The organism is Turicimonas muris (genome assembly GCF_002221595.1).
GTDB lineage: Bacteria > Pseudomonadota > Gammaproteobacteria > Burkholderiales > Burkholderiaceae_F > Turicimonas > Turicimonas muris.
In genome coordinates, this window is sequence record NZ_NHMP01000004.1 from 164130 (window position 1) to 188202 (window position 24073).

Sequence of the window (24073 nt, forward strand, 5' to 3'; positions counted from 1 at the left end):
AAATCGCAGAGGATGCCATCAGGCATCCCCTTTGTTTTTGGCGTCTAAAGTCCTTTTGAAAAGTATCAGAAGAACAAATGATCAGATACTTGGAATAACAAGTGCGTTGGTAAAGGCAGAAGGGGCCTTTGAGCTATCTTCAAAAGTCACGAATTCCCAGCTGTCCGGTTCAGACAACAGTTTCCTGAGAAGCTTATTGTTCAAATCATGACCGGACTTGAAGGCCTTGTAATGAGCAACGAGAGGATGGCCTAAAACATAAAGATCTCCCATGGCGTCAAGGAGCTTATGTTTGGCAAACTCATCATTGGAACGAAGGCCGTCCGGATTAAGGACGTGATAGTCATCCATCACCACGGCGTTATCTAATGTACCCCCCTGAGCCAGCCCATACGAGCGGAGCATTTCCAAATCATTGACGAATCCAAAAGTCCGGGCTTTGGCGACATCGTTGATATAGGTATGGTTGTCAAAGTCAACTTCAACAAACTGTGCTGTTGCATCAATAGCGGGATGACCGAAATCAATGGCAAAGGACAGCTTATAACCGTTAAACGGTTCTAAAGATGCCCACTTATCGCCGGCGTGAATTTCAATTGACTTTTTAACACGAACAAATTTCCTTGGTGCGTCTTGTTCTTCAACGCCTGCCGCTTTAATCAAGAAAACAAAGGATGCACCGGAACCGTCCATGATTGGAACCTCAGCACCGTCAACTTCTACGTAGCAGTTGTCAATGCCAAGTCCGGATAAAGCACTCATAAGATGCTCAATCGTCGCAATCTTGGCTTGGCCTTTATCCAGAGTCGTTGCCATACGGGTATCGTTGACTCTTTCCGGTTCGGCTTTAATTGCAACCGGCGGATTCAAGTCAATTCTTCGGAAAACAATCCCGGTATCGACAGGGGCCGGGCGCAAGGCTAATTTAACTTTGCGTCCGGAATGCAAGCCGATACCGACAGTTTCAAAAGCTTTTTTAATCGTTCTCTGTCTAATCACTGAATTCGGTTCCTTGGATTAGTTCTTCTTTCTAAGAAAGGCCGGGATTTCATGTTCGAACTGCGGCTTTTCTTCTTCCTGCTGGGCCTGTTCGGCTGTATTAGAAACAGAAGCGTTGTTAGACCATAGTCCGCTGCCTTGTCCATTACGAGGATTCAAACTGGCAAAACCCCCTTGGTTGAAGCCCATACCGCTGTTCATCATGCCGAAAATTGTATTGTCTTTGCGTGCTGGAGGCACTTGGAAGCTGTCATCGGGTTGTGCGATTGGTCTTGAAAATGCTCCAGCCGCCCCAAAAGGGCTATGAGCTCCTTGATCCTGCTGAGGATGTTGAGGAGGGCGCGGCTCAGCGGCTCTCTGAACTTGCGGTTCCGGCTGAACCGGCTGAGAAGCAGAAGCCTGCGTCTGAGAAAATTGAGAAACAAAGCTCGGTGCATTCGACTGGGGCGCAGCTGCAGGTTGCTGAATAGGCTGAACCACTTGCTTTGGTTCTGGCATAACATTGACTCTGACTTCAGCGATTTCTTCGACCTGCACAGGCGCCGGCTGTTGAACCGATTCTCTGATTTCAGGGGTGGAGAAAGGGGCAGACGGCTGCTGTTTTAACGGATTCGAAAATCCGGTAGGATTTCTGATTTCGAACGGATTAACCGAAGTTTCCTGGACAACTGGCTGAGGCTCTTTAACCGGTTTTGCAGGTTTCTCTGGCTGACCAAAGAGGTCAACTCCCATGGCTGCAGGAGGAATCGGATCAGTATGGGCCTGCGGCTTCCATAAGCCGGCTGCCTGGTTCTGAGGAGCAGCTGTCGGCTGAGGAGTTGGGATGGTATAGCTAGGATCGATAGAATCCTGATCCAAGCCTGTAGCAATAACGGTAACGCGAATCTTATCTCCGAGAGAATCGTCATAAACACTGCCGAACACAATATTGGCATCAGGATCAGCGAAGTTGCGCACAGTTTCCATGGCCATACGGATTTCAGACATCTTGACAGCCTGGCTGCCCGAAATGTTGACCAGTACACCGCGCGCACCCTTAACATCAAACTCTTCAAGCAGCGGGCAGCTGATGGCTTGAGAAGCTGCCTGGAGTGCCCTGTCTTGACCTTCAGCTTCTGCGGATCCCATCATGGCGGTACCTCGTTCGCTCATAACAGTTCGAACGTCTTCGAAGTCGGCATTGACCAAGCCAGGAGCCTGAATAATTTCGGAAATACCGGCCACGGCGTTGTACAGAACTTCATCAGCACGGGCAAAACATTCCCCGATGGTGGCGTCCTCACCAAGCTCCATTTCGAGCTTGTCGTTAAGAATAATGATCAAGGAATGTACGCGAGCCTTCAAAGCTTTAATACCAGCCTCAGCATTTCTCATGCGGCGGTTGCCTTCAAAAGAGAACGGCTTGGTAACAACGGCAACGGTAAGAATGCCCAATTCTTGAGCCACTTCGGCCACAATTGAAGCTGCACCGGTTCCTGTACCGCCGCCCATTCCGGCTGTAATAAAAACCATGTTTGCGCCGCGCAAAGCGTCGGCAATTTCTTCGCGAGCTTCATTGGCTGCCTGCTGGCCGACTTCCGGTTTACTGCCGGCACCTAAACCAGTGTGCCCAAGTTGGATTTGTACTTCTGCTTCACTTTGGGATAAGGCCTGTCGATCCGTATTAGCAGCAATGAACACCACATTGCCTTTGACCTGCTTACGGATCATATTGTTAATTACATTGCCACCGGCTCCGCCGACACCAATTACCTTAATCAGTGCACCGCTTTCGCCGTTTTCCATCATTTCAAACGCCATCTGCTACTCCAAATTTATGCGGCTTTACCCACATTAAAACTTCTTAATTCTATTAGGAAAATGAATTTCCTAAAAGTTTCCTGTAAACCAGCTTTTCAACATATTTTTTACCGTTGTAAGCCCGCCCTTCTTCCGTGGCGCTCCGCCTCCTCCGTAATATCTGGCAGTTTCGTCGGCCAGATAACCAAATAAAGTGGCATATTCGGGAGATGAAACTCCCGCTAGTTTCTCAGGCAGTGTCTCCGTTGAGAATTTATTAGGTGAATAAAAAATATTTGTTTCGTACTCAATAATCGGATAACCGATTCGAACATTGATATATCCGCCAGCCATATATCCGCTGAACACTTCTCTTACCAGCCTTTCTATACCCTTGAGCTGTGCACCGCCGCCGGTCAGAACCACGCCGTAAGAAATCAAGTGACGAAGGTTCTTATCTCGCAGACGGTTGTAAATCGCCTCAAGAATGTCGCGCAATTTCATATCAATAATTCCCGAGAGAGCTTGTCTTGTCAACACTCGGTTATGTTCATGCGCAAACCCTGCGTAAGACGGTAAATCATAAGAATCGTTTTTGTCGCAATGCGGGTCAAAACGGACGTGCCCCATAGATACTTTGAGATTTTCTGCATCGATTTTGGACAATTGCGTCTTGATAGAAATCTCATTAGTCAAAGACTCTCCGCCTCCTGGAAATACCGCCGTGTACTGGACAGCATTGCCGTAATAAACCGCAACCTCGGTTAACTCAGCCCCAAGGTCGATCAAAATCACACCAAGATTCTTTTCTTCTTGTGTAAGAACAGCAGAAGCAGAACTCAGCGGATTAAAGTTCAAACGGCTTTCGATGAGCTCCAGACCGCTTCTTCGAATTGCCTTACCAATGTTCTGGCAAGGAGAGGTCTGAGCCGTAATTACATGCAGTTTGGCATCCAAACGATTGCCGTCCATACCGACCGGACGGTGATATCCCCATTTAAAATCAATAGCATACTCCTCGGCCAGAACTTGGAGATACCGCATTGACGGCGGCAAACTAGTTTGCTGAACGTTTCTGAAGATTTCATCCACGTCAGACTGTTCAATCTCGCCTCTGCGCGTCACGACCGTCATATGGACATTGTCTGACATGATATGGGTACCTGAAATGCCCGCAGCCACTCTCGATATATTCACATCGGCAGACTTTTCAGCTTCTTCTACTGTTTGTCGAATAGCATCGACTAAAGGATTAATTTCAACAACCACACCTTCTCTTACGCCGACACTGCCGCACACTCCCATTCCAACAATGCGATAAGTTCTGTCGGATAACGGTTGGGCAATTGCACAGGCAATCTTAGAAGAACCTATGTCCAACGCGGCTATTAAGTCATCTGCCTTACTTGGCATCTTTTATCTCCGTTTCCAATACGTCTGAATCGTCCGGTTCAGGTTCTATTTCCGGACGTTGAACAGCTACGCCTTTTGTATATCTTGCGTCAATTTTTCGCGGATGCGTCCCCAAATGGTCCTTCATCTGAGGCATCATGTTCAGTATTCTCTCCAGCCTCAGACTCATAGCCTGATTTGTATCGCTCCCTTTAAAAACAACTTCAACAGTCTTGCTTTCGGAATTCTTGAAAACAAGAAACCAACCGCTCATCGGAGTCAGCGTCAGAGACACAATCTTCAATTCTCTAGGTTGGCAGATTTTGTCGAAATCTAAGTACTGCTGGTAAATTTTTGCACTTAGCTCAGGCGGTCCGTAAATATGCGGAAGTTCTCCTTCGCTTTCTGCTACCGCCTGGTTTTCTTCAAAAATTACACCATCTTGCGACAAAACCTCTTGTTCTCCCCACAGCGCAACCGGCTTATGAAGATACAAGAAGATCTTCAGCCGATTCGGCCACTCTCTCTTTACGGATACATCCTTTACCCAAGGAATCTCTTTCAAAGTATCTCGGATCTTCGAAATATCGACCGTAAAAAAAGTTCCGCTGATCTTGCCTTTTAATTTTTCTGCAACAACGGGGGCCGTGATGGCTTCTTGATTGCCGTGAACCACAACATCGATTCCCCTTAACCAAAAAACCGGTTTCTGGATTGCCCACCAGGCGGCAAAAACCAACAGTACGAGGATGATTAAAATCGAGACGAAATCCGTCAGGAAATTAAAAGTTTTATCACTCCACTTGGACATCCACTAACCCTTTAGTGCAGCCCCTTCTGCTACAAGGCAGACCAATTCCTGATAGCTGAGACCGTCGGTCTTAGCTGCTAAAGGCACAAGTGAGTGCGGCGTCATTCCCGGTGCCGTATTGATCTCTAAAAGAACAAAACTACCGTCAGGTCTGAGCATGACATCTACTCTTGACCATCCTTGGATTCCCAAGACTGCAGCTGCTTTTTCTACCGCTGCCAAAATCGCGTCTCTGACATCATTGCTGACTGCGGCAGGGCAAATGTACTGAGTCTCATCCGAGAAGTACTTATGTTCGTAGTCATAATCGCCCTTAGGAGCCACGATTTCAATAATCGGCAGCGCCTTAAGGCCTTGCCCGTCATGTTTATCTAACACTGCAACAGTAAGCTCTCTGCCGATCACAAGCTCTTCGACCATTACCTGCATGCCGTCTTCCGTAGCCTTTCTCAAGGCCTCTGAAAGAGATTCCGGAGTCGCGTCATTGATACGGTAAAGACCAATGCTGGAACCTTCTTTGCTCGGCTTCACAATCAGGTTTTTACCGAGCAAACGAATGATTTCAGCCATGTTGCTGTCAGCGGTTACGGTTGTTCCTCTCGGTACAGGGATGCCGATTGACTCCCAAACCTTCTTGGTCATAACTTTATCAATGCTGATAGCAGAAGCAAACACGCCGCTTCCTGTATAGGGGAGCTTGATATATTCCATTAAACCTTGGATCACGCCATCTTCCCCGCCCTTTCCGTGAAGAATGAGGAAGGCCCTGTCATAGTCCTTGCTGACAAGCTCTTCTATGTCCTGCACCTGAGGATCAAAAACCTCTGCATCGACTCTGGCATCGCGTAATGCTTTAAGTACGCCCGACCCGCTCATTAAAGAGACTTCTCTTTCTGCAGACGTTCCGCCCATGACAACAACAACTCTGCCTAATTTTTTTTCTTTACTTGCCATAATTCTTTCCTTTAGCCATTAATTTAGACGGGATACCTCCAATACTGCCGGCGCCCATCACTAGCAAAACGCTGTCATTGGACACGTGCATTTCAATTTGTTCTTCTACTTCTTCAAGATTGGCGGCAAAAATAGGCTCTACCTTTCCTGCCACTCTGATAGCTCTGCAAAGGCTGCGACTGTCGGCACCAACAATCGGTTCTTCCCCTGCCGGATAAACTTCACCAAGAATCAGCTTATCGACTGTTGAGAGCACTCGTACGAGATCTTCGAAACAATCGCGTGTTCGGGAATAGCGATGTGGCTGGAACGCCAAAACAAGCTCTTTACCCGGATAGGCTCCGCGAGCAGCCTTAATCGTTGCCGCCATCTCAGCCGGATGATGACCATAATCATCAACCACCAAATATTTCTTTCCTTCTTTGGTCGTTGCTTCTCCCCAAATAGAAAACCTTCTTCCCACGCCAGTAAATTCTGTCAATGCCTGCTGAATAGCCTTAACCGGAGCCTCCACGGAAAGAGAAACACCAATTGCGGCAAGAGCATTCAGAACGTTATGCATTCCCGGAAGGTTCAATTGAATTTCAAACGGTTTTACAGGGAACTTAGAAGTTTCCACCGTAAATTTCATCTGGGTGCCTTCGGCACGGATATTGGTGGCGCGAATCTGAGCATCCTCTCCGAATCCATAAGTAATGACCGGTTTAGAAATCTTCGGCAAAATAGAACGAACGTTGTCGTTCTCAACGCAAACAACGGCCTTTCCATAGAAAGGCAGACGCATTGTGAAATCAACAAAAGCCTGTTTCAGTTTATTGATGTCATGGCCGTAAGTATCCATATGGTCGGCATCAATATTGGTTACAACGGCTACTACGGGTGTGAGATACAAGAAAGAAGCGTCAGACTCATCAGCTTCGGCCACGATGAACTGCCCCTTCCCTAATTTTGCATTGGAACCGGCAGCATTCAATCTACCTCCAATCACAAAAGTCGGATCAAATCCTGCTGTCTTGAGAATGGAGGTAACCAAAGAAGTTGTTGTTGTTTTTCCATGTGTTCCGGCAATAGCAATTCCGTTGCGCAGTCTCATCAGCTCGGCAAGCATAATGGCGCGGGGAACCACCGGAATATTGTTTTCTTTGGCATAGACAACTTCAGGATTGTCTCCGTGGACGGCACTGGAAATAACAACTACATCAGCATCACCGACGTGATCTCCAGAATGGTTATAAAAAATCCGGGCACCTAATCTTTCTAAACGTTCTGTCGCCGCATTGGCCTTCAAATCCGATCCGGACACTTCATAACCAAGGTTTAACAAAACCTCAGCAATACCGTTCATTCCGGTTCCACCAATGCCTACAAAATGTAGCCGTTTGACTGCAAACATGCCTTTTCCTAATCAGTAATATGTTCAATAAAATCCGCAACTGTGGTTGCCGCGTTCGGCTTTCCGAGCCCTTTGGCTTTCTTAGCCATTTCCAATAACTTCTCTCTGTTGAGGCTTCCAATAATCTCAGCCAGTTTTGAAGGCGTCAATTCTGTTTGCGGCAAGTAAATGGATGCACCCGCATCCTGCATGTACTTGGCATTTCCAACTTGATGAGAGGTAGTTTTAACCACAAGGGGCACTAATATAGCAGGAACACCGGCTACCATTAACTCAGAGACGGAAATTGCCCCCGCCCTGGCCAGCACTACGTCTGCTTTCATGTAGGCCGCGGCCATGTCATCAATGAAGGGGACGACTTCAGCCTCAACTCCGAGCTCCTTATAGAGATTTTTGACCTTCTCCAAGTCATTAACTCCGCATTGATGGACGACCGCCGGTCTGACGTTTTCCCGTACCAAAGCAATTGCCTTCGGAGCATTTTCATTGAAAACACGTGCTCCTAAAGAGCCCCCGAAGATCAAAAGATTCAACCGGCCCGTCCTGCCCGCGTATCTTTCTTCAGGAGATGGTAGAGAGACGATTTCTTTTCTGACTGGATTGCCCGTCACGACTGCACGTTTTCCGGCTTCCTTTGCAGCTTTGCCGTCAAAGCCGCACATCACACCGCTCGCATTGCCTTGAATCATCTTAATGCTGAGAAGCGGATCCGCATCACTGTTCATTAAAACATAAGGGATACCTTTTAGCCCGGCTCCTAAACACACAGGCACTGCAATATACCCGCCAGTGGAGAAAACGGCATCTGCTTTGACTTCAGTCAAATACTTTTTGGATTGGAAGATCGATGAAAGAAGCTTAACTCCGCCGAATAGAAAGGTTTTAATACCTTTTCCTCTCAAGCCTTCAAAATCCAGTGCTGTAAAGGGAATTCCATGTCTTTCGACAAGACGTTTTTCCATTCCGGTCCTTGTCCCAATCCATGAAACCTCCCAACCGCGCGAGATCATGATCTTAGCCACGGCAATACCGGGCATCACGTGACCTCCAGTACCCGCAGCCGCTATAACTAAATGCTTCTTCATACCATTCCCCCACGCATTGTAAGTTTATTTTCGTAATCGACCCGAAGCAGCAAAGCAGCAGCCGCTAAACATGCTAAAAGTGCCGAACCTCCGTAGCTGACAAATGGAAGAGTCAGCCCCTTAGTCGGAAGCAGCCCGCTTGCCACGCCGACATTGATAAAGGCCTGTACACCAAACCAAATGGCAATGCCCTGTGCAACAAGCCCCGAGAAAAAGTGTTTCAACAATATAGCTTTTCGGCCGATTTCGAAGGCTCTTTTAACGAGCCAAAGGAAGAGTGCAAGGACTACTAAAACACCGACGAAACCCAGTTCCTCCCCGATAATGGCCAAAATAAAGTCCGTGTGAGCTTCCGGCAGATAATTTTGTTTTTCAATGGCATCTCCCAGACCCACTCCGAACATCTCTCCGCGGCCGAAAGCGATCAATGAGTGAGAAAGCTGATAAGACTTACCGAGCGCATGGTCGGCTGACCAAGGATCCAAGTAGGCAAAGATGCGAGCCATACGCCATGGAGACGTCAAAATAACGCCGATAAAAATACTGATCAACACCACAAAGATGCCGATGAAGATCCCGAAATTGATTCCTCCTAAAAAAAGAATTCCCATCGAGATACACACAATCATAATCAGCGCACCCAGGTCAGGCTCCAGCAGCACAAGCAAACCAACCAAACCGATAACGATCCCCATCGGCAGAAAACCTTTCTTGAAGCTATGCATAAAGTTCTGCTTACGAACCGTAAAATTGGCGGCAAACAGAAGGGCCGCAACTTTCATGAATTCCGTTGCCTGAAGTTGGAAAGGCCCGACTTGAATCCAACGATAAGAGCCGTTGACGTTCTTACCAATCCCAGGAATCAGCACGACAATCAGCAAAACAAAGCCTAAGAAGAAGATAAGGGGCGAGAACTGCTTCCAGACTTTCATCGGGATTGTGGTGACAATCACTGCAACCACGGCAGCAACTCCTAAGGAAATGGCATGCTTGACGAGGAAAGCATCAACGGCAACTTTATACTTAGGAGAATCTGACAGAGAGATCGATGCTGAAAAAACCATCAATGTTCCGATAAGCACTAAACTGAAGACAACAAACAGCACTCCCCAATCAGGAGAAATACCTGTCATCGATCGGCTCGGTGCGTAAGGAATCGCAGCCTCACTGGCGTCTCCCTCCGTTGTGTTGATCTGGAGATCGCCTTCTCCTTTTCTAAAATACTTCAGCACAAAGTTCCTTCATCTTCTGCAATTTGCTTGGCGCAATCAATAAATTGTTGCGAACGATCGGCGTAGTCTCTGAACATGTCCCAGCTGGCGCAAGCCGGCGACAACAAAATCACATCACCTTCTCGGGCATTTTGCCGACACGCCGTTACTGCTTCTTTCATATCTTTGGCGAGAATCTTCGGAATATCCACCTCAGCTAGCACCTCTTTAATCTGAGGAGCATCTCTACCAATCAAAACAACTGCACGGCAATGTTCTTGAACCGGCTTCATCAGAGGAGTGAAATCCTGGCCTTTTCCATCCCCGCCAAGAATAATGACGACTTTTCTGTTCCCAAAACCTTCAAGAGCTGCCGCGGTGGCTCCGACATTGGTACCTTTGGAATCATCAATATATTCAATGTCTCTTGAAGTTAGAACCGTCTGAACTCGGTGTGGCTCACCTCTGTAAGTCAGCAGTGCCTTCTGAAGATCCGAGAGTTCAATACCCGTAGATAAAGTTAAAGCAGCCGCAGCCAATGCGTTGGCCTTATTGTGATTTCCCCGAATCAAGAGAGAATTTGCCGGAATGATATTTAAAACTTCTCCTTCTTCATCCTCGTAAGAAAGCCAGGGGAAAGCACCAAATTGTTCAATACCGAAGTCGCCTTTGTTTTCCAGAGCGTTCAAACCGAATGTACGGACTAAAGAAGGATTTACTGCCCGACCAAAACTAATCGACACAGAATCGTCACGGTTTAAAACGCGAATCGTCTCTTCCGAAAAAATCTTGGCTTTGGCAGCGGCATAAGCTGCCATCGATCCATGCCAGTCCAGGTGGTCTTCCGTTACGTTAAGAAGGGCTGCTGCATCACATCTTAAGGAAGAAGTCGTCTCTAGCTGGAAGCTCGAGAGCTCTAATACCCAATAGTCCGGCAGCCTATGCTCTTTTTCCAAGCGAGTTATTTCAGCCAGAGCATTAGGACCGACATTGCCGGCAAAGCAGACACTATGTCCGCTTTCGCTGACGATATGAGAACTAAGCATGGTCGTCGTAGTCTTGCCGTTAGTGCCGGTAATTCCAATTACCTTAGGAGCGTAACCGGTTTCTTCCTTAATCTTTGCCAAGTGTCGGGCAAACAGTTCGATTTCTCCGACAACATCAATTTCTTTTGCTTTCGCTGCGGAAACAAGCGGCGCTATAGCCGAGAAATACGGAGAAATACCCGGAGAGAGGACAAGCAGTGACTCATCGGTTAACTGAACATCGTTTAAATCTCCGCCAATAAACTTGACCTGCGGAAGCTCGGTCTGCAGGACCTTTAGATTTGGCGGACATTCTCGTGTATCCAACGCAGTCACATTCCAGCCGTTTGATACCAAATATCTGACGGCAGTCATCCCGGAGGCACCAAGGCCAACTACTATTGCCTTTTCTTGCTGCATAGCAATCCTAACGAATCTTCAAAGTTGAAAGACCAATTAATACCAATACAATCGTGATAATCCAGAAACGAACTACCACCTGAGTTTCTTTCCATCCCTTCATTTCGAAATGGTGATGAAGAGGCGCCATTAAGAAAATTCTTTTACCGTGGGTGAGCTTGAAGTAACCGACCTGCAGAATAACTGACAGAGTCTCCATCACAAAGATGCCTCCCATGATAAAGAGCACTAATTCTTGTCTGGTGATGATGGCCATAGTTCCTAAAGCGCCTCCCAAAGCTAAAGCTCCTACGTCGCCCATGAATACTTGGGCAGGGTAAGCATTGAACCAAAGGAAGGCCAAACCAGCTCCGATCAAAGCGGCTCCGACCACAACAACTTCACCGGCTCCCGGGACATACGGGAACAGCAAATAGTTGGCGTAGTCCACACGGCCAACCACATATGCAAAGATACCCAGAGCAACGCTTACCAGAGCACTCGGCAGAATCGCTAAACCATCCAGACCGTCAGTTAAATTAACGGCGTTGCTTGTTCCAACGATGACAAAATAACTGAGAATAATGAAACCCCAAATTCCAATCGGAATAGATACGCCCTTCAGGAACGGTATCAACAATCCGCTCCTATCTGGAAGCTGAATAGAACCGAACCCATTGGCAATCCAGTCTCCAACCAGTGACCAAATACTCGAAGTATCGGGAGCCGCCACTGCAAAGGCCAAGTAAACGGAAGCCGTTATGGCGATAAGAGATTGCCAGAAATACTTTTCCCTTGATTTCATCCCTTCCGGATTGTGATGTACAACCTTTCTGTAGTCATCTACCCATCCCACGGCTCCGAGACCAAGAGTCACGAATAGGACAACCCAAACAAAACGGTTGTTCAAATCCATCCACAGAATCGTAGATAATCCAACGGCAATCAAAATAATAATGCCGCCCATCGTCGGTGTGCCGTCTTTAACCAAGTGAGTTTTAGGTCCGTATTCGCGGACTGCTTGACCCACTTTCAAGATTCTTAGTTCCTGAATAACTTTCGGTCCGATAGCCAGTCCGATAAAAAAAGCGGTCAGAGCTGCAAAAACTGCTCTTAAAGTCAAATAGTTAAAGACTCTTAACCATCCCCATCCACATGTGTCAGCCAACCACTGAAACAAAGCTAATAACATGTTTATTCCTTTCCAACCTTTTCTTCAAGTTTTGCGGCTATGTTATAAAGTTTCATAAAATTTGAAGCTTTTATGAGGATTGCGTGAGGACCGCTGCTTAAAAGTTCTAATACTGCTTCAAGCAGTTCTTCTTTATTTTCGAAATGCTTTGCTCCCGAGCCAAAGCTTTCAACGGCATCGATCATTCGATTGCCGGTACAGAACAGAGTTTGAATGCCAACGTCTGCAGCATACTTTCCAATTTCTTTATGACAATCTACGCTTTGGACTCCGAGCTCACCCATATCTCCCAAAATCGCCAGGCTGGGCATATCACTTGCCGCCAGCATTTTTAAAGCCGCAATCATGGAATCGGGATTCGCGTTGTAACTGTCATCAATAAGAATGCTCCCGTCTTTGAGTTTGAAGATTTCACCTCGATGAGCAACGGGTCTGAAATTTTCCAACCCCTCCTTAATGTCACAAAGATCTCGGCCAACCGCATATTCAACCGCAGCAGCACAAATAGCATTAACAATATTATGATCGCCCAACACATTCAGCGCGATATCGATTTCTCCTGACGGAGTTACCAAACGGAACCCTTTATCGTTTTTTTCACCGGAGACATCGCTGCATGGAGTACCAAAAGAGACAATTCTTCTTGGACCGGCTTGTTCATGCCAAAGATTACAGTACGGATCGGCTTCGTTAATAACAGCAACCCCGTTAGGAGGAAGCATTTCATAAACCAATCCGTTTTCTCTGGCGGTATCTTCCATCGACAAGAGAAACTCTTGATGGTCGCGCATCGTATTGGTAACCACGGAAACTGTCGGTGCGACAGCTTTAACGAGCGCTTCCATTTCCCCAACATGGTTCATACCAATCTCAAAAGCGGCCACTTGGTGATGAGAACGCAGTCGCCATAACATCAGAGCCACGCCCATATCGTTATTAAGATTGCCTAATGTACCAACCCATTGTGTTGGTTCGTAGCGGTTGCTGATAATTGACAGAATCATTTGAGTTGTCGTGGTTTTACCGTTGCTGCCCGCTACAGCAATAACCGGCAGAGAAAAATGCTTTCTCCACAGACTAGCCGATTCCAAAAGGGCCTTTCTCGTGTCGGGCACTATTACCTGCGGGATGGAAACGGGGACGATATGAGAAACTACAGCGGCCGCTGCACCGTTATCTGCAGCGTCCTGAACAAAATCATGTCCGTCTCTTTCGCCTTCGATGGCAAAAAACAACCCATTAGGCTGAACTTTTCTTGAATCAATTTCTACGGAGGAGAATTTAATTCCCGAGGCTCCTTTGACGGATGCTTCCGGACCTAAGGCCTGGGCCAACTCACCAATCGTCATTAGAGATTCACTCATTCAAATTTTCCTTTCTATTCATTAAGTTTTTACGTGCTTCTTCCACATCTGAGAAATGATGTTTAATACCGTTTATCTCTTGATAATCCTCATGGCCTTTTCCGGCGATAAGAATGACATCCTCAGGAGCAGCATTCTTTATTGCAAAGCGGATTGCTTCTGCGCGTTCGGGAATTCTGGTCACTTTTTCTGCTCCGGAAGCCACTTGCTCAATAATTTTTAACGGATCTTCGCTTCTCGGATTGTCGCTGGTGATAATTGGTTCATCGGCCGTGGCTGCCACCCGTCCCATCAAAGGACGTTTACCGGGATCACGATCACCTCCGGCACCAACTAGTACCCAGAGTTTGCCTTTACGCTGAGTTTTTACTTCCTGCAATGTTTCAATCGCCTTCTCCAACGCATCGGGAGTATGAGAGTAATCGACAACGACTAACGGATTGACTCCGACTTCCGCTATCTGCATACGTCCCGACGGCGGGACCAACTTTTGAGAGGCTTCGCAGACTTTCTCAAAATTAATTCCTGCGGCTAGAGCACAACCAACGGCAGCAAGATAATTTTCGACATTGAAGTTTCCAACAAAATTGCACTGAATGTTTTTAACTTCATCGTGCCAATGCAGATCGAATGCTATTCCATGCTCCGTGTGACATAGATTAGAGGCGTAGAGATCCGCTTTTTTCTTTCGGCTATAGATAATCCGAGTCACGTCACGGTTTCTGATCTGCTGGATATAACGCTGCGAATACTCATCATCGAGATTAATCACTGCACTTTCCAACTCAGGCCAGTCAAACAAAATTCCCTTGGCAGCCGCGTAGTTTTCCATAGTCCCGTGATAGTCGAGATGGTCACGAGTCAGATTTGTAAAGGCAGCAATTCTAATGCTCAAACCTTCCATGCGGCCCTGTTCAAGACCAATGGAACTTGCTTCCATCGCAAAAGCCTCACACCCTTCATCTCTAAGCTGAGAAAGAGTTGACTCCAAGGTCAGAATGTCCGGTGTTGTCAGCGAAACAGTAGGAATCTTTTTACCTTCGAAATAGCATCCGATGGTTCCGAGCACAGCACAAGGCACTCCGCAAGAACTCAACAAATAAGAAATCCAATGAGTCGTTGTGGTTTTGCCGTTTGTTCCGGTTACGGCAATTCCTGCCATAGATCGTGACGGATTGCAGAAATAAGCTGCGGATATTTCAGGAAGCATTTCCCTGAGGTTGCTGACTTCTAACTGGTTGTCAGGAAGTTCCAAATCTCCGAGGCCCTCCCGGACAACACAGGAAGCACCGTTTTTTAAAGCAATATCAATAAAATCTCGGCCGTCATGTGCTCCTCCCATGACGGCAAAAAACACATCTCCGGACTTGACCATTCTACTGTCAAGGCAAAGCCTGGATTCAGCCCGTGCGTATCTAGTTATAAAGTCCAGTATGTCTGAAAGGTCAGGCACCGCCAGTCTCCTTCTTCAGTCCTTTGCCTACGTCATTAGCGGCGCGAATTCTCGGCAGCTTCTTAACCGGCTCAGTTTTATTACTTACAGGCTGCGACGCGGCCTTTTTAGCTTTGCCTTGGACAACCGTCTTGAGCGATTTGTCCTTCACCTGTTGTCTAGAATCATTCTTTACGTAGGTTGTCTTGGGAGCGACAACTTTATCAGGATTAACTGCCATAATTCTTAAAGTTCCCGCCACAATCTGGGAAAACAGCGGCGCGGCTGCAGTTGAACCCCAGTGTTTGCCCTTCATCGGCTCATCAATCATTACTCCAACTACAATTCTCGGGTTCGAAGCCGGGGCGTAACCGGTAAAGCTCGCCACATATTTCTTCACATACTGACCGCCTTCGAGTTTGTAAGCAGTTCCGGTTTTGCCGGCAACACTGAAGCCCTCAACCTGTGCTCGCGTCCCCGTTCCGCCCTTTTCGACTACGCTAGCAAGCATAGCTTTCATTTGATTAGCCGTTTTCGGACTATAGACCACCTGAGGCTGTGCCGGCTCTCTATCTTTCATAATAGAAAGAGGCACCATATCGCCCTCTCTGGCAATAGCAGTGTAAGCTTGGACCAGTTGAAGCAAAGAAACCGTCACGCCGTGGCCGTAGGACATTGTCGCCTGTTCAATCGGACGCCAGCTCTTGGCCGGTCTCAATCTTCCCGGAGCAGCTCCGGGGAACCCGATATTGGGAGCCTTCCCGAAGCCTAACTTGTCATAGTAGGACCACATGGTCTGAGGCGACATCAGCAAAGCTATCTTTGAGGTTCCTATGTTACTGGACTGCTGAATGATTCCGGCAACGGTTAGTTCTTTGCTGTAGTGAGAATCACCAATACTTCGGCGTCCGAAAGTCATGCGATGGCCGATTTGGAATAATGTATTGGGTGTAACTTTCTTTTCTTCCAGACCAGCAGCTACCGAGAACGGCTTCATCGTAGAACCAGGTTCATATGTATCGGTGATAGCTCTGTTGCGGATAGCCTGACGGCCAATCTTTCTTCTGGCATTCGGGTCAAAGCTTGGATAATTAGCCAAGGCCAAAATATCTCCCGTCTGTGTATCAGCAACGACAACAGCTCCCGCTTTAGCATTTAAATCCTTAACTTGTTTCTCGAGTGCAGAATAGACCAAGTACTGAATTCTGGTATCGATTGTCAGTCTTATATCCTCACCATTTTGCGGTTCTCTGATCCATACGTCATCGATAATTCTCCCGAGACGATCTTTCATCACACGGCGGGAGCCTGTTGTACCAGTCAGAAGCTTATCGGCTGAAAGTTCGACACCTTCGACTCCGTTTCCGTCTATACCGGTTAAACCGACAATCTGAGCAGCAATAATGCCGTCTGGGTATTGTCTTAAGTATTCACGGGTGGAGTGAAGACCAGCAATATTCAATGCAAGAACCTCATTACCCACATCATTAGGAACCTGGCGCTTCAAATAAACGAAAGTTCTCTTTGAAGAAAACTTCTTCTTGAGCTCTTGTTTAGAGACTTTCAGCAATGAGGCTAGTTTTTTTAGCTGTTCCTCCGTAATATTGGTGTCCTGCGGAATAATCCACAAACCTTTTCCTGGAACGCTGGAGGCCAGAACGGCGCCGTTTCTATCCAAAATTCTTCCACGCACGGCAGAGACATCTAAAGTTCTCTGAAAGCGCATTTCTCCCTGTTTTTGAAGAAAGTCGGTATTGAATCCGAGCTGTAGGTAAGCTAAACGTCCAATCAGAATCAAAAAAGAAAGAACAATGATGAAATACAGAAACCGAACGCGTCCGGCAGGAACACGAATAGACAGCAGATCCTGAACGCTGTCATTTACGCCTCTGACTTCCTCGGGAGAAGAAGATATCCAACCTTTGATTTTATTAATTATTTTCATGGTACGGCAGCCCCCTTAGTTGGCTTCGCGCCGGCTGACCCGTTGGAAGAAGGATTTTTAAGCGACGGGGTCGGGTGGATGATGACTACCTCGTTATTATTAACAGGTGCGAGTCCTTGGAACTTCGCCGATGACACAATGTTTGACGGCTGTTCCAAAGAGGCGAGTTCCACTTTTGCCCGATTTAACTCATCGATCAGGGAGTGGTAAGTCTGCTGTTCTCTTTCAAGCTGAATAAACATCGTTCTATAGGTATGGCGGTTGTAGACAACACGAAGCCCGCAAGCAAAAATGCCTACTTCGATCAAGATGATTACAAACACCAAAAACCTGAACTCTTTCATTATGTTAACTCCAGTCCCTTCCAAGGAGTACCTGTTCTGGATGCAAAGCGAAGAATTGAACTTCGAGCTCTGGGATTGATTTCTAACTCTTCTTTTGTAGGCACGACTTTCTTGCCTTTGCTGAACAGAGGCTGAGGGAGCTGCTCTGCACGCAGCGGCAATCTAGGATCAATTCCTTTGTCAGGATTTGCGCACATATCAAAGAAGTGTTTAACAATGCGATCTTCCAAAGAATGAAAACTGATGACTTCTAAAATTCCTTCCGGCTGCAGCAGCGAACCAGCTGCATTGAGAGCTTGTCTCAACTGTCCGAGTTCATCGTTAATAAAAATACGGATACCTTGGAAAGAACGGGTTGCAGGATGCTGATCGCGATCCTTTTTATTTCTCGGTACCACCGACGCAATCAAATCTGCTAAAGCCTTGGTTGTGGTAAAAGGCTCCTTAGTTCTTCGTTCACAAATAGCGGCAGCGATCCTAGAGGAGAATTTTTCTTCTCCGTAAAGCTTCAAGACGGAGGTTATTTCTTCAGCGGCTGCTCGATTGATCCATTCCGCTGCGGTCATTCCGGTACTAGTATCCATGCGCATATCGAGAGGTCCGTCAAATCTGAATGAAAAACCTCTTTCTGCATCATCGATTTGAGGACTTGAGACACCGATATCTAGGAGGATGCCGTTGACAGAAGTAATACCGAGCTCGATGAGCTTCTCTTTCATTTCTGCAAAAGGAGCATAAATGATCCGGAAACGAGGATCCGATATCTCTTCGGCGGCTTTGACCGCTGCCTCATCTCTGTCAAACGCATACAGCTTCCCCTTTGGAGAGAGTTTTTCAAGAATCAGTCTTGAGTGTCCTCCTCTTCCGAAAGTGCCGTCTACGTATATGCCTGAAGGATCTCTAACCAGAATGTCAGGAACCTCTTTAGCCAGCACAGGAATGTGTTTGAAATTCTTTGCGATGTCCAAAGCCAATCCTTAAAAATTAAATGCAGCTGCTATTTCGGACAGATTCTCTGACTTTGCTTGTTCTTCGCTCTCTTCCAACTTCTGGGCATCCCATAGTTCGAAATGCTGACCTAAACCGACTAAAACAACCTCTTTACGGTTTAAGCTGCAGCTGCTTCGGATCTCCTGCGGAATCAGCAGACGACCGTTAGCATCCTTCTCAACATCTATAGCTGAACCCATAACAATTCTTTGGAATGCGCGGGCAGCAAAAGGAAGGGCCATTAACTCTTCTTTCTTTTTCTGCCACACAGGACGAGGATAAAGAAGTGCGCATCCATCAGGGTGTCTTGTAAAAGTAAGTTGTCCGGAGCACAACTCCTCCAGGGCCTTGCGAAACCTCGCAGGCACTGAGAACCTCCCTTTGGAATCGAGAGTAATGTGAGGAGAGCCTTGGAACAATTTTTATTTCCGAAACATTAATACACCGTGGAACTCTAATTTTATCCACTTTTTAGCCACTTTTTCCCACTTTTTAGCGCTCGGCCCTATCGGTAGGACACTAATATAGATTCATAGATAAAACTTTGTTCCCAAAATGATTTTTCTTTGGCGTAAAAAAATTGTTTTTTCCACTTGTTGAACTTTGTTTTCAAAAAACGAAACAAAACGTGAAGAGGAGGCAGGAAAAGAAGGAAAAGTTTGCCGTAAGCCGGATTCTGTCCGCAATAAATTGCGCGATGATCATTCATCTAGAATATAAGTCGCCTTATATTTCGAGCCACCTACCCACAGTCTCGCCGGACAGGGTCAATAACTGTCTATTTGGTGTTGCTCCGCGTAGAGATTGCCCGTTTCAACCGGACTTAACCGGCTCGTCTCTGTTGCTCTAATCCTCGCCTCACGGCGGAGAGGTGTTACCTCCTACGCTGTCCTATGGAGTCCGGACTTTCCTCAGGGCTGAGCCCTACGATCATCCGGCAAACTTCGGGTATTACTTTAGTTGCTTTTTACAAAAATTTCAAATAGCTGATATCAAGTAATTACTCACTTCAAAATCTGCGGATACATTTTCATTTGCTTTTAACAAGTTATTGACGATCTAGATACACGGTCTGCTGCCCATTTAAAAAAATCGTTCTAAATCGCAATAGAATTAAATCGTAGAAAAATCTTATAAATTTGTTGGAAATCAAGTGAAAACAAAAACAAAGGCTCTTCTTGCACTTCTACCTCTTGTTGCGTTTCCTTCGATTGCTTCTAGTTCGGGATGGGATTCTTTTTGGTCGGCAATCGGTGAGACGCTTCCGGCGTCTGTCAGCGACAGTGATGAAGGTTATTTTTCTAAAACCTGGGACGGTTTAAAAACCATTATGCGTGATGGAAACACAGGCCTCTTAGTGCCTGCTTATACCATTCATCCGGCGTGGGACTATCCAAACAGACGTCAGGAAAACGGCTACACATGGGGCGGAGGCATCTCCAGCAACTACATTGATGCACGCGGCAACCGCCGAATTCTTTATGCGATGGCTTTTTCCGATTCACACAATATTATTGAGCCTTTCATGGGCTACGCCTGGTTGGCTAGATGGAAGCTCGGCGCAAGTCCTCTACATCTGGAGACGGGATACACCCTCGGTTTAACAGCTCGTGCTGATTACCGATGGGTCCCGATTCCTGCTCCACTGCCTCTGCTCGGGGTCGGAACCGATAACTTAACTTTCTACGGAACTTATGTTCCCGGGGCCAACATTTTCTTTTTCTTCGGCAACTTAGTTTTTTCCGACAAGAGCTTCAGCAATTCCGAGCTTCCTGAAGAATCTAGATTCAATAACAGAGTCATGCTTTACGGAGGGGGCGGTTGGCAGAAAACCGATATGAACGGACTCGGAGGAGCGAGCGTATCCTCGAATCCCGCTTGGACAGCTGGTGCTCGTGTATTTTTAACCAAAAACTGGGCGATTGACGCCAATGTCATCCAAAGCAAACATAACCTTAAATATTTCGGTCAAAAAATAGGTTCTTACAAATTGACCGGATACTCTTTGGCACTTCAATATCATTTCTTAGCCTCCAAAGACGTTTCTTTGTATGCCGGCATCGGTGCAGGATTCTTCAGACTGAACAATTTACAGCAGAACCCCGGCTGGCACTCGAGAAAGAACGCCTTCTCTCCGGTTATTCAGATTGGGGCAACCTTTGCATTGACCAAACATATTCAATTAACCGGAGGTTTGGATATGGCATTTCCGCGATACAAAGGAAGAAACCCCTACGGGGAAACATACTCTTTGAGACCTTCTCCGGCTACGTTCAAGGCTGCGATCGGCATTACATTTTAAGGTTTGAATTAAGTTTTCGGATTAGTATAGCGTCCTTACTAGGACGCTTATTTTATTAATCGGAGTCAACATGGATCGCAATGAAGCTCTTTTTGACAGAGCCCAAGAATCAATTCCCGGAGGCGTGAACTCTCCTGTCCGTGCATTTAAGTCAGTTGGCGGAGTTCCTCCTTTTATCAAAAAAGCTTTAGGCCCTCATCTATATGATGAAGAAGGCAAAAAATATATCGACTACGTTGGCTCCTGGGGTCCGATGATTCTCGGCCACAACAATCCTGCAGTCATTCAAACCGTCAAGGAGGCCGTTGACAACGGTTTGAGCTTCGGTGCTCCGACTCAAGGAGAAGTGTTAATCGCTGAAGAAATCAAGAAGATTATTCCTTCCATTGATGAAGTTCGCTTGGTTTCCTCCGGCACAGAAGCCGGCATGAGCGCCATCCGCTTAGCCAGGGGCTACACCGGACGCAACAAGATTATTAAGTTTGAAGGGTGCTATCACGGTCACAGCGATGCTCTTTTGGTCAAAGCCGGCTCAGGCTTACTAACTTTCGGCACACCGAGTTCTGCCGGTGTCCCGGCCGACGTGACTAAAGACACCATTGTTTTGGAATACAACAATTGCGACATGCTTGAAGAAACCTTCGAAAAAGAAGGTGAACAAATCGCCTGCGTTATCGTAGAAGCCATCGCAGGCAACATGAACATGGTTCCTGCTACTCGCGAGTTCATCACCAAGATGCGCGAACTGACAGCAAAACACGGCACCGTGATGATTGTTGACGAAGTGATGACAGGCTTCCGAGTCGCTTTGCACGGAGCTCAATCCTTATACGGCGTTACTCCTGATCTGACTATGTTCGGCAAAGTCATCGGCGGCGGCATGCCTGTTGCAGCATTCGGCGGCAAGAAAGAAATCATGGACTGCATTGCTCCGCTTGGTCCGGTTTACCAGGCCGGCACACTCTCCGGCAACCCGGTTGCCGTTGCCTGCGGTCTTGCTACATTGAAGGCCATTCAAGAACCGGGCTTCTACGACAGACTGTCCATTCAAACCGCCAAACTCATCAGCGGTTTGGTTCAAATTGCCAAAGAAGAAGGCGTTGCTTTCTCCGGACAATGCACCGGCGGTATGTTTGGCATTTACTTCCGCCCGACTTGTCCTGCCAGCTTCAAAGAAGTTATGGAATGCGACACCGAAAAATTCAAGACTTTCTTCCATGCCATGCTTGATAACGGTGTTTACCTTGCTCCAAGTACTTTCGAGGCCGGTTTTGTTTCCATCACTCATGACGATTCTGTCTTGAACAAGACTTTTGAAGCTGCACGAAAGGCTTTTAAAGAAGTAAGAAAGGTTCACGGATGATGGAAAGTTCTCTGCTTTTTCGCATATTCTTTATTTTTATTTTTCTTTTTGGCATTCAGATTCAGGCCGCTCCTTGGGCGCCAAAAACCAAAAGTAATTTCGTAAAAGCAGAGCTTATCTCTTCTATGGCCGAAGCCACGCCCGGCTCGACCATCGAAGTCGGCCTGAAACTAACTCACGATCCTCATTGGCATACTTATTGGAGAGCCACCGGCGACAGCGGGCTTCCCACCGAGATCCAATGGACGCTCCCAGATGGGTGGAAAGCCGGCGACATTCAGTGGCCCATTCCCAAAGTATTTAAACTCGGGACGCTTATCAATTATGGTTATGATGGCGAAATCCTTCTTCCCGTAAAGATCACTATCCCCGCCAACCAACCTCTTGATTCCTCAGCTTCATTGAAAGCGGAGGTTTCTTGGCTCATGTGTGCGGAACAATGCGTTCCAGGCAGAGCCTCTCTTTCTTTAGATATTAAAGTCGGGCCAAAGCCTGTTTCCTCTGCCGCCTATGGCATCTTCCAAGAAACACTTAGGAATGTTCCTTCCGATAGCATCCCCGTTACGGCAAAAATTGACCATACAAAGAAACTTATCGAGTTGTCTTTTCCTGATAGGGGAGCATTAGAAAACGTCTACATCTTTGCCCAAACTGCAGATTCCATCTCTTATGGAGCACCGCAAGAGGTTGTACCAACGGCCAATGGTTTTTCCGTTTTCCTTCATGCTACCGAATTCATTAATACAGGCGACACCTTCGAGGGATTAATTTTGGTCAACGACGGTAAGGAATCCCAAGGTGGCTGGGCTAAAAATTTCAGTGTACCGTTAAAAGAAGCCTCCTTGACGATTCCGGTTAAGTCAGAACAGCTTAATTTGTCTCAAAGCTCATTACTGGTTTCTGCCTTCTTTGCCTTCCTCGGGGGCTTAATTCTGAATTTAATGCCTTGTGTCTTCCCGGTTCTTTCTTTGAAGATAATCGGCATTGTAGAAAACCGAGGTACGAAGAACTTGTTACCCCACGGTTTCGGATTCTTAACGGGCATTTTGCTCACAATGCTTGCCCTGTCCAGCCTGCTTATTGCGGTTAAGTCCACCGGTGCAATGATCGGCTGGGGCTTCCAGCTTCAGTCTCCTTTCTTTGTCTGCGCATTAGCCGCCTTATTTATTGCTCTCTCGGCCAACCTTCTAGGATTTTTTGAATTTAGCTTTACTCCAGGAGTTCTCGAAGTTGGTGCAGCGAAAAAACGTTCCCCTTTTCTAGAGAGCTTCCTCACCGGGGTTCTTGCGGTTTTTGTTGCCTCCCCTTGCACTGCTCCTTTCATGGGAGCTGCATTAGGCTATGCGTTAAGCGCCTCTTATATTGAAACTTTATTCATCTTCTTAGCCTTAGGTTTAGGCATGGCTCTTCCCTGGTCCTTACTCACCGTTTTCCCGTGCCTTACACGTTGGCTTCCTAAGCCCGGGCAATGGATGAACACACTCAAAAAGTGGATGGCTTTGCCTATGGGCTTGACAGCCCTCTGGCTTCTTTGGGTTTTATCTCAACAAATCAGCATTCTTGCGTTTTCCTGCATTTTTGCCGGCTTTCTCTTGTGCTGTGCTGCACTTTATTTTTACGGAAAGTTTCAATTTGGCAAGCTTTCGGCTAAATCAGTTGCCGCTGTTCTTGCTGCCGCAACATTATTTTTAGTAGGAGGAGGCTTAACGCTCTCAGCCATCTCTCCAGTTCCAGAAACTCACCAAAGAACTGACAGTTGGTCCCCGCAAAAGGTAGACGATGCCCTCAAACAAGGGAAACGAGTATTTGTGGACTTCACGGCATCTTGGTGCTTGACATGTCAGGCAAACAAATTAGCCGTTCTGCGCACCTCCGAAGTCCAAAAAGCTTTCAAAGACAATGAGTTTGTCGTGCTTGAAGCAGATTGGACAAACTACGATGAAAGAATCACGAAAGTCCTAGAACATTTCGGCAGAAGCGGTGTCCCTCTCTATGTCATTTATGAACCGAACGGATCCACGGAAATTCTTCCGGAACTGCTGACACAAGAAATTGTTCTTAAGGCCATCAAAAAGAGCATGAACTAATCGCCT

18 protein-coding genes, 1 other RNA gene and 1 pseudogene are annotated in these 24073 nt (G+C 46.9%); 3 read left to right on the forward strand and 17 right to left on the reverse strand.

The window, feature by feature from the left end; translation table 11 throughout:
- Positions 1-81: 81 nt before the first annotated feature.
- The 17 genes and pseudogenes from lpxC to rnpB all read right to left on the reverse strand — a co-directional run bounded on the left by lpxC (position 82) and on the right by rnpB (position 19261).
- Positions 82-999 (reverse strand): UDP-3-O-acyl-N-acetylglucosamine deacetylase, encoded by a 918-nt coding sequence (lpxC, locus tag ADH67_RS07805; protein WP_066595136.1) that lies wholly within the window; start codon positions 997-999, stop codon positions 82-84.
- A gap of 834 nt (positions 1000-1833) precedes the next feature.
- Positions 1834-2799 (reverse strand): annotated as a pseudogene (gene ftsZ, locus ADH67_RS13500) (cell division protein FtsZ); the annotation flags it as partial.
- A gap of 69 nt (positions 2800-2868) precedes the next feature.
- Entirely contained in the window at positions 2869-4191 is a 1323-nt protein-coding gene (gene ftsA, locus ADH67_RS07815; RefSeq protein ID WP_066595141.1) for a cell division protein FtsA, read from the reverse strand.
- Positions 4181-4981, reverse strand: a complete 801-nt coding sequence (locus tag ADH67_RS07820; RefSeq protein WP_066595143.1) for a cell division protein FtsQ/DivIB — start codon at positions 4979-4981, stop codon at positions 4181-4183. Before ADH67_RS07820 ends, ftsA begins: the two co-directional genes overlap by 11 nt.
- Before the next feature lie 3 nt (positions 4982-4984).
- The gene (locus ADH67_RS07825; protein WP_066595145.1) at positions 4985-5935 is read right to left on the reverse strand and encodes a D-alanine--D-alanine ligase; all 951 of its coding nucleotides are present in this window, start codon (positions 5933-5935) and stop codon (positions 4985-4987) included.
- The gene (murC, locus tag ADH67_RS07830) at positions 5925-7328 is read right to left on the reverse strand and encodes a UDP-N-acetylmuramate--L-alanine ligase (protein WP_066595146.1); all 1404 of its coding nucleotides are present in this window, start codon (positions 7326-7328) and stop codon (positions 5925-5927) included. The genes ADH67_RS07825 and murC overlap by 11 nt, the downstream gene beginning before the upstream one ends.
- 8 nt (positions 7329-7336) lie before the next feature.
- On the reverse strand, positions 7337-8413 hold the full coding sequence (murG, locus tag ADH67_RS07835; RefSeq protein WP_066595147.1) for an undecaprenyldiphospho-muramoylpentapeptide beta-N-acetylglucosaminyltransferase: 1077 nt from the start codon (positions 8411-8413) through the stop codon (positions 7337-7339).
- Positions 8410-9645, reverse strand: a complete 1236-nt coding sequence (gene ftsW, locus ADH67_RS07840; protein WP_066595148.1) for a putative lipid II flippase FtsW — start codon at positions 9643-9645, stop codon at positions 8410-8412. The genes murG and ftsW overlap by 4 nt, the downstream gene beginning before the upstream one ends.
- Entirely contained in the window at positions 9639-11069 is a 1431-nt protein-coding gene (gene murD, locus ADH67_RS07845; protein ID WP_066595149.1) for a UDP-N-acetylmuramoyl-L-alanine--D-glutamate ligase, read from the reverse strand. The genes ftsW and murD overlap by 7 nt, the downstream gene beginning before the upstream one ends.
- Positions 11070-11076: 7 nt before the next feature.
- Positions 11077-12240, reverse strand: coding sequence for a phospho-N-acetylmuramoyl-pentapeptide-transferase (gene mraY, locus ADH67_RS07850; RefSeq protein ID WP_066595151.1), 1164 nt, complete (start codon positions 12238-12240; stop codon positions 11077-11079).
- Positions 12241-12242: 2 nt separating this feature from the next.
- Positions 12243-13604: a UDP-N-acetylmuramoyl-tripeptide--D-alanyl-D-alanine ligase gene (locus ADH67_RS07855; protein WP_066595156.1), complete on the reverse strand. Its 1362-nt coding sequence runs from the start codon at positions 13602-13604 to the stop codon at positions 12243-12245.
- Complete coding sequence (locus ADH67_RS07860) at positions 13597-15057, reverse strand: UDP-N-acetylmuramoyl-L-alanyl-D-glutamate--2,6-diaminopimelate ligase (protein WP_066595162.1); 1461 nt, start codon at positions 15055-15057, stop codon at positions 13597-13599. The genes ADH67_RS07855 and ADH67_RS07860 overlap by 8 nt, the downstream gene beginning before the upstream one ends.
- Positions 15050-16981 (reverse strand): peptidoglycan D,D-transpeptidase FtsI family protein, encoded by a 1932-nt coding sequence (locus tag ADH67_RS07865; RefSeq protein WP_066595164.1) that lies wholly within the window; start codon positions 16979-16981, stop codon positions 15050-15052. The genes ADH67_RS07860 and ADH67_RS07865 overlap by 8 nt, the downstream gene beginning before the upstream one ends.
- On the reverse strand, positions 16978-17325 hold the full coding sequence (ftsL, locus tag ADH67_RS07870) for a cell division protein FtsL (protein WP_066595165.1): 348 nt from the start codon (positions 17323-17325) through the stop codon (positions 16978-16980). Before ftsL ends, ADH67_RS07865 begins: the two co-directional genes overlap by 4 nt.
- Complete coding sequence (rsmH, locus tag ADH67_RS07875; protein WP_066596012.1) at positions 17325-18287, reverse strand: 16S rRNA (cytosine(1402)-N(4))-methyltransferase RsmH; 963 nt, start codon at positions 18285-18287, stop codon at positions 17325-17327. The genes ftsL and rsmH overlap by 1 nt, the downstream gene beginning before the upstream one ends.
- 15 nt (positions 18288-18302) lie before the next feature.
- Positions 18303-18734: a division/cell wall cluster transcriptional repressor MraZ gene (gene mraZ / locus ADH67_RS07880; protein ID WP_066595167.1), complete on the reverse strand. Its 432-nt coding sequence runs from the start codon at positions 18732-18734 to the stop codon at positions 18303-18305.
- Positions 18735-18965: 231 nt separating this feature from the next.
- An RNA gene (rnpB, locus tag ADH67_RS07885) (RNase P RNA component class A) lies at positions 18966-19261 on the reverse strand.
- A gap of 207 nt (positions 19262-19468) precedes the next feature.
- Between rnpB and ADH67_RS07890 the strand changes: the two genes are divergently transcribed.
- From ADH67_RS07890 to ADH67_RS07900, 3 genes are all read left to right on the forward strand, one after another.
- A complete protein-coding gene (locus ADH67_RS07890; protein ID WP_066595169.1) occupies positions 19469-20617 on the forward strand; it encodes an outer membrane beta-barrel protein in 1149 nt (382 codons plus the stop codon).
- 70 nt (positions 20618-20687) lie between these two features.
- Positions 20688-21980, forward strand: coding sequence for a glutamate-1-semialdehyde 2,1-aminomutase (gene hemL, locus ADH67_RS07895; RefSeq protein ID WP_066595171.1), 1293 nt, complete (start codon positions 20688-20690; stop codon positions 21978-21980).
- Complete coding sequence (locus ADH67_RS07900; protein ID WP_084081570.1) at positions 21977-24067, forward strand: protein-disulfide reductase DsbD family protein; 2091 nt, start codon at positions 21977-21979, stop codon at positions 24065-24067. Before hemL ends, ADH67_RS07900 begins: the two co-directional genes overlap by 4 nt.
- The last annotated feature ends 6 nt before the right edge of the window (positions 24068-24073 follow it).

Coding starts and splice junctions, on each gene's coding strand:
- ftsL (WP_066595165.1), bottom strand. CDS start 17,325: ATGAAAGAGTTCAGGTTTTTGGTGTTTGTAATCATCTTGATCGAAGTA.
- murD (WP_066595149.1), bottom strand. CDS start 11,069: ATGCAGCAAGAAAAGGCAATAGTAGTTGGCCTTGGTGCCTCCGGGATG.
- ADH67_RS07820 (WP_066595143.1), bottom strand. CDS start 4,981: ATGTCCAAGTGGAGTGATAAAACTTTTAATTTCCTGACGGATTTCGTC.
- mraY (WP_066595151.1), bottom strand. CDS start 12,240: ATGTTATTAGCTTTGTTTCAGTGGTTGGCTGACACATGTGGATGGGGA.
- ADH67_RS07900 (WP_084081570.1), top strand. CDS start 21,977: ATGATGGAAAGTTCTCTGCTTTTTCGCATATTCTTTATTTTTATTTTT.
- ADH67_RS07855 (WP_066595156.1), bottom strand. CDS start 13,604: ATGAGTGAATCTCTAATGACGATTGGTGAGTTGGCCCAGGCCTTAGGT.
- hemL (WP_066595171.1), top strand. CDS start 20,688: ATGGATCGCAATGAAGCTCTTTTTGACAGAGCCCAAGAATCAATTCCC.
- murC (WP_066595146.1), bottom strand. CDS start 7,328: ATGTTTGCAGTCAAACGGCTACATTTTGTAGGCATTGGTGGAACCGGA.
- murG (WP_066595147.1), bottom strand. CDS start 8,413: ATGAAGAAGCATTTAGTTATAGCGGCTGCGGGTACTGGAGGTCACGTG.
- ftsA (WP_066595141.1), bottom strand. CDS start 4,191: ATGCCAAGTAAGGCAGATGACTTAATAGCCGCGTTGGACATAGGTTCT.
- ADH67_RS07865 (WP_066595164.1), bottom strand. CDS start 16,981: ATGAAAATAATTAATAAAATCAAAGGTTGGATATCTTCTTCTCCCGAG.
- ADH67_RS07825 (WP_066595145.1), bottom strand. CDS start 5,935: ATGGCAAGTAAAGAAAAAAAATTAGGCAGAGTTGTTGTTGTCATGGGC.